The organism is Methanoculleus sp. MH98A (assembly GCF_000691865.1).
Taxonomy (GTDB): Archaea; Halobacteriota; Methanomicrobia; order Methanomicrobiales; family Methanoculleaceae; genus Methanoculleus.
On the sequence record NZ_JMIO01000115.1, the window covers coordinates 1 to 6,295 of the forward strand.

Here is a 6,295-nt window from a genome sequence, read left to right on the forward strand (position 1 = left end):
GCAATGCTTTTTGCCAGATGGTGGTTCTTCTGCATGTTTGTGATATTCAGATCCTCGAACACAATTGTACCAAACCGATTCACCAGCTGACGGGAGGTCTGGTGAGCAAAATTGAGCCGTCTGTTGGCAATCCGTTCGTGAACGTGTGCGACGATCTTCCGGGCCTTCTTCCGTTCAGGAGTGCCCTTCTCTGCCTTCGAGAGTTTCCTCTGCGCCCTGGCGAGATCTTTCTCGTCGGTACGGAAGAACCGGGGGTTTTCAATCTTCTCCCCGTTGGAGAAGGTGGCGAAGGACTCCAGACCGACATCGATCCCGACTGTGGTCTCCTTCTGTGGGAGGGGAGGGGGATCGTACTCAACCGAGAAACAGGCATACCACTTTCCAGTCGAAGACCGCCGGATCGTGAGGGTCTTGATCGTCCCTTCAACCGGACGGTGGAGGACGACCCTCACGTCTCCGATCTTCGAGAGGTGGAGGCGATCCCCGTCAAGTTTGAACCCGGACTGTTTGTACGTGATACTATCGTATCGTCCCTTCCCCTTGAACCGAGGATATCCGGGGTTCTCCCCTGCTTTTACGCGCCTGAAAAACGATTTGAAGGCAAGATCCACTCGAACCTGAACGTTCTGGAGGACCTGAGAATGAACCCGATTCAGATCGGATCGTTGCTTCTTCCACTGTGTCAGGATCTTGTTGGTTTCGTAGAGAGAGATAGTATGCTGCTCCTGCTCCCAGGCGTTCTTTCGCAATGCGAGCGTATCGTTATAGACCCACCGACAGATCTCAAGCGTCTGCTCAAGCAGAGTCGTCTGAGACTTTGAGGGATAGAGTCGATACCGACATGTCTTACGCATTATAGTTTTATACGCCACGGTGCGCAATATGATTATCGATGGACGGCATTCATCCCCCCACTAAAGTGGGGGGCCTTCTGCCTGTTTTCTTCGTAAAACGGCGCACTACCGCTGACCGGCCCCGGCATGGGTCAGGATGTGCCGGATCTCGGGGATGATGATCTCCCGTGCCGCGAGGGTGACCGCCTTCGTCGAGCCCGGGATACAGAAGACCGCCCGGCCGCCGACGACCCCGGCGATCGCCCGCGAGAGGATCGCGGCGGTTCCTATCTCTTCATAACTCTTCAACCGGAAGAGTTCCCCGAACCCGTCGATCGTCTTTTCAAGAATCGGTGCGACGGCTTCGATGGTCACGTCATCGGAGGTGAGCCCGGTGCCCCCGGTGACGATGACGCAGTTTGCCTGCGAGAGCGCCGCGCGGACCTCGGAGCGGATCCGCTCGAGATCGTCGGGGATGACGGAATAGTGGGTCACCTCGATCTCCGCCGCCGAGAAGAGGTCGATGAGCGCCTTCCCGCTGGCATCGGTCTCGGGTTTCCGGGTCGTGGAGACGGTGATGACCGCACCGGTCACGGTGAGCGGTTTAAGATGGCTGCTGTCCATAGGATCTTCCAGTACCCCTGTACCATGTATTTTACTTGATTCTATCCCCCATCCGGGAGAGTTCAATCCCCGACCCCTTTGTTTCGCGTGGAGAAAGGAAGGGCGCTGCGGGCCAGGGATGGAGGAGGGCAGAGAGGGGAGGAACCTGAATACAGGATTTCCGGAGAGGAAACCTGTTAAGCCACAAGGATTGACAGGATCGTCTTCATGAAACCGATCGGATGAAACCCGGGTGCCCGGCAAAATGCTCTCCCGCGAACCGATCGGACCTCCCGATCCGTTCTGCACCGGGACTTCCCCGGGCTCTCTTCCGGCGGATCGATCGATCGGAGAGGGGGCCTGATCGGGTTCCTGCCGGAGGAGATGTATCCTGCCCTGGTTTGCTCTTTTGTTCCCTCTCGGTATCCTGTTTTCCGTACCCTGCTCTCTTTCCTCTTTTTCCTCTTTTTTTGCCGTCTCATCAGTCTGTTTTATTTTTTCCCTTTTTTCGTATCCTCTTTCTTTTTTCTGCTGCTTTTAATCTCTCTGTTTCTTTTCAATTTCCTTTTCCTCTATTCGATTTCTTTTTCCTTTCTTCTTCTCTCTCTATTTTTCCTCTGAATGAATACAGTAAAATTATATATATTGAATTGCAGAGGTACACATGACTATTGTCATCGGTTTTGAATGAACGATACACACGGTGTATCGTCATCAGGTTTCCACTCGAAACAAAGGGGTCGGGGCGATCCCGTCCGGGTCCCTTGACCTGCCCTCCAAGACTCCCCTCAACTTGACCGGTTTATCGGGATCTCCCGGTGATCCAGTGCTCGAAGTTCCACTGGAAACGAAGGGGTTATCTGGCCCTAAAGCGATCATATTAAGAGACCTCGACACGAAAATTTCCTGCCCTGCTTCCCTCCTCGGTGACATTATGTCGGACGATAAAACGAGCCCTATGGGGTTATTCAAAAAATACCTGACCAATAGACGTATATTCAAGAATAGGGAAGTCCTCCGCCACAACTATCGTCCCCAGATCCTGCCTCACCGGAAGCCGCAGATCGACGAGATCGCTTCGATTCTCGCACCCGCCCTCACGAACGAGACCCCGTCAAATATCCTCATCTACGGCAAGACCGGGACCGGGAAGACGGCTTCGGTCCGGTATGTGGGAACGGAGCTCGAGAACGCGAGCGCCCTCGCCGGGACGAAATGCAAGATCGTCCACCTCAACTGCGAGGTGATCGACACCCAGTACCGGGTCCTCGCCCAGATCGCGAACGGCCTCGAAGACGCCGATGAGCATCCGAGCGACAGCACGAGGAGCCATATCCCCATGACCGGGTGGCCGACCGATCAGGTCTACGCGGAGCTGAAGAACCAGCTCGAGAGCAGCGGGGGGGTCATGGTCATCATCCTCGACGAGATCGACAAACTCGTCAAAAAGAGCGGCGACGACACTCTCTACAACCTCACCCGGATCAACTCCGACCTGAAGTTCGCGAAAGTGAGCATCATCGGGATCTCGAACGACCTCCGGTTCACCGATTTCCTGGATCCCCGGGTCCTCTCCTCGCTCTCCGAAGAGGAGATTGTCTTCCCCCCTTACAACGCCCCGCAGCTCTGCGATATCCTCCAGCAGAGGGCGGAGATGGCGTTCGTCGAGGCCGCGCTCGACGAGACGGTCATCCCGCTCTGCGCGGCGCTCGCGGCCCAGGAGCACGGCGACGCCCGGCGGGCGCTCGACCTGCTCCGGGTCTCGGGCGAACTCGCTGACCGCGAGAACGCCGCGGGCGTGGCCGAGAAGCACGTCCGGATGGCTCAGGAGAAGATCGAGACCGACAGCATGGTCGAGTGCATCTCCACCCTCCCGACCCAGAGCAAGGCGGTCCTCTACGCGATGCTGATCCTCGAGCAGATGGGTAAGAGGATCTTCACGAGCGGCGAGGTCACGGTGGTCTACCGGGAGATCGCCCGGATCATCGATCTCGATGTCCTGACGCACCGCCGGATCACCGACCTCATCTCCGAACTCAACATGCTCGGCGTCATCAACACCCGGGTCATCTCGCGGGGCCGCTACGGCCGGACGAAGGAGATGTGGTTCGATGCAGCGACGAGCAAGATCGAGGAGGTCGTCACGCGCGACCCGAGGCTCGACGACGAGAGGCTCAAGAAACTCGACCTCAACCGATTGAGAGCAATGTTCAGGTGAAACCATGGACGAAAAGGACCGTATCCTCCTCCATCTCCTGGAGGAGAATTGCCGCACCCCCGTAAGCGAACTCGCGGTGCTGGCTGAGATGAGCGAGCAGGACGTAAAAGACCGAATCGGCCGGCTGGAAGCGGCAGGCGCCATCCGCCGCTACGGGGCGGTCGTTGACTGGGAACGGGCCGGCGACGGAAACGTCGCCGCGGTGCTCGAGCTCAAAGTCTCGCCCGAGCGGGACTTCGGCTACGACCGGATCGCCGAGCGGATCACCCGGTTCCCGCAGGTCCGGTCGCTCCGCCTGATGACCGGCGCGTACGACCTCCAGATCCTGGTCACCGGGCCGAGCATGCACGAGATCGCGCGGTTCGTCTCCGAGCAGATCGCCCCGATGGACCGGATCCGCGAAACGGCGACGCACATCATCATGAAGACCTACAAGGAGAACGGCACCACCTTCGCCGAGCGCGAAGATGTCGAGCGGCTCCCCTACTCGTTCTGAGGTGAGACGGTTGAGGGATTTCATCTCGAAACGGGCCCGCGCCATACCTCCTTCGGGTATCCGGAAGTTCTTCGATATCGCCCAGACGATGGAAGACGTCATATCTCTGGGCGTCGGCGAACCGGACTTCGTGACACCCTGGTGCGTCTGCGAGGCGTCCATCTACTCCATCGAACAGGGGTCGACCGCCTACACCTCGAACAAGGGGACGCCCCACCTCAGGGCCGCCATCAGCCGCTACCTCGATACCCGCTTCTCCACGCACTACGATCCCGAGGCGGAGATCATCGTCACCTGCGGCGTCTCGGAGGCGGCCGATATCGCCATCCGGGCCGTCGTCGACCCCGGTGACGAGGTGCTTGTCGCCGAGCCCTGCTACGTCTCCTACAACCCCTGCGTCTCTCTTGCCGGAGGAACGCCGGTGCCGGTCCTCTGCCGTGCGGACGACGAGTTCCGGCTGACGGCCGATGCTCTTGCGGAGAGCATCACTCCGCGGACGAAGGCGCTCGTCGCGAACTTCCCGAACAACCCCACCGGCGGGGTGATGGAGGAGGCGGACTGGCACGCGATCGCCGATCTCCTGGTCGACCACGACCTCCTTCTCATCAGCGACGAGGTTTACGCCGAGCTCACCTACGACGGCGACCACTTCTCACCGGCACGGATCCCGGAACTCTTTGAGCGGACAATCACCTTGAACGGGTTCTCAAAGGCTTTCGCCATGACCGGGTGGCGGATCGGTTACCTCTGCGCTCCCCCCGGGATCGCCGCGGCGGCCCTGAAGATCCACCAGTACGTCGCGCTCTGCGCCCCCATCATGGGGCAGATCGCGGCTTATGAAGCGCTCCGGAACGGGGAGGCCGAGAAGGATGCGATGGTCCGGGAGTACCGTCTCCGGCGCAACCTCTTCGTCGACGGGCTGAACAAACTCGGCCTTGCCTGCCACGTCCCGAAGGTGCGTTCTATGCCTTCCCGTCGGTGGAGAGCACCGGCATGACCGATGTCGAGTTTGCGGAGGGGCTCCTGCGCGATCAGCACGTCGCGGTCGTCCCGGGAAGCGCCCTCGGCCCCTCGGGGGCCGGGCACGTGCGGTGCGCCTACGCGGTCTCGCGCGACGATCTCAAAGAGGCGCTCTCCCGGATGGGGGCCTTTTTGGAATCAGTAAAATAAAAATACCTCCATAAATATCTTCAAACAAAAATCGAAGCTCTTTTATGGGAGATCCCTGCCCGGGCAACCGTCAGTTTGCTGTCCGACAGAGGAACGACAGGTGGAGAACCCCTTTATTTCCACTGGAGATGTTGATTTATTCGGGGATTTTGGCCGGCCGGGATCCCGGTGTGCCCGTATCGGAAATATGCACTCAGTCACCCAAACCCCGGGCAGATCTTCGGGTTCGCATCCGCGCTCCTGTACGTGATCTGTAATCGGATCATCATACTGCTCGGGAGGAAAAATCCGGTGCGACGGTCTGGAATGTCCGTGAAATTAAATTTCCACTGGAAATGAAGGGGTCTAGATCGTGACGGCAGCGAACCTGGGATGATCGGTGGGTGCCAGGATTGATATACAATGACCGTTGCCGCCGGAGACACGGGATATTCGCGAGTATTGCAGCGCAACGCCGGAGATACTCGACCTGCACCAATCGTTCAGAAAGTCCTTCCTCTCCACCTTTGAAAGCTCAGGAGAGAAGTTGGCTAGGACTACCTGAACTGACCATGCTGGTGATCTTTAGATGGCCCTAGATTATCCTCATAACACGCAGAGCGCGGCCTATCGGCAGGTTCTCAGACGTGTATATGGGCGGAAAGAGTTAGTAGAAGCAGTCAATACAAACAAGAATAAGATCGCAACATGATTTTACTCTCTCAAATTTCGAAAGGTATACATATAGGTTAATACACCTCTTCAAATAAGAGGTGTCATTCTTGAAATGGCATGAGGTAAGAGACCCTGTTCATGGCTTCATTAATTTTAATGATATTGAAAAGGATCTGATAAATCACCCGGTTTTTCAACGATTAAGGAGGATAAAACAGCTTGCTCTCACAGAGATGGTTTATCCCGGCGCGACCCACACTCGGTTTGAACATTCGTTAGGAGTCATGCACATAGCCTCACGAATGTTTGATTCGATTGTAA

At 57.4% G+C, this 6,295-nt stretch carries 4 protein-coding genes and 2 pseudogenes; 4 read left to right on the forward strand and 2 right to left on the reverse strand.

The window, feature by feature from the left end; genetic code table 11:
• Together EI28_RS11615 and EI28_RS11620 are read right to left on the reverse strand one after the other, a co-directional pair.
• Positions 1-854 (reverse strand): RNA-guided endonuclease TnpB family protein (locus tag EI28_RS11615; protein WP_048115020.1); only part of this gene is annotated, 854 nt, incomplete at its 3' end.
• Positions 855-959: 105 nt separating this feature from the next.
• On the reverse strand, positions 960-1,457 hold the full coding sequence (locus EI28_RS11620) for a molybdenum cofactor biosynthesis protein B (RefSeq protein WP_048115015.1): 498 nt from the start codon (positions 1,455-1,457) through the stop codon (positions 960-962).
• Positions 1,458-2,370: 913 nt separating this feature from the next.
• Here EI28_RS11620 and EI28_RS11630 point away from each other — a divergent pair.
• From EI28_RS11630 to EI28_RS15040, 4 genes and pseudogenes are all read left to right on the forward strand, one after another.
• On the forward strand, positions 2,371-3,654 hold the full coding sequence (locus EI28_RS11630) for an ORC1-type DNA replication protein (RefSeq protein ID WP_048115018.1): 1,284 nt from the start codon (positions 2,371-2,373) through the stop codon (positions 3,652-3,654).
• Between the two features lie 4 nt (positions 3,655-3,658).
• Positions 3,659-4,150, forward strand: coding sequence for an Lrp/AsnC family transcriptional regulator (locus tag EI28_RS11635; RefSeq protein ID WP_048115019.1), 492 nt, complete (start codon positions 3,659-3,661; stop codon positions 4,148-4,150).
• 10 nt (positions 4,151-4,160) lie between these two features.
• Positions 4,161-5,320: pseudogene (locus tag EI28_RS11640) on the forward strand (aminotransferase class I/II-fold pyridoxal phosphate-dependent enzyme).
• 752 nt (positions 5,321-6,072) lie between these two features.
• Positions 6,073-6,295 (forward strand): annotated as a pseudogene (locus EI28_RS15040) (hypothetical protein); the annotation flags it as partial.

Bases quoted from the DNA above. Each gene is read 5' to 3' on its own strand.
- EI28_RS11630 (WP_048115018.1), top strand. From the start codon at position 2,371: ATGTCGGACGATAAAACGAGCCCTATGGGGTTATTCAAAAAATACCTG.
- EI28_RS11635 (WP_048115019.1), top strand. From the start codon at position 3,659: ATGGACGAAAAGGACCGTATCCTCCTCCATCTCCTGGAGGAGAATTGC.
- EI28_RS11620 (WP_048115015.1), bottom strand. From the start codon at position 1,457: ATGGACAGCAGCCATCTTAAACCGCTCACCGTGACCGGTGCGGTCATC.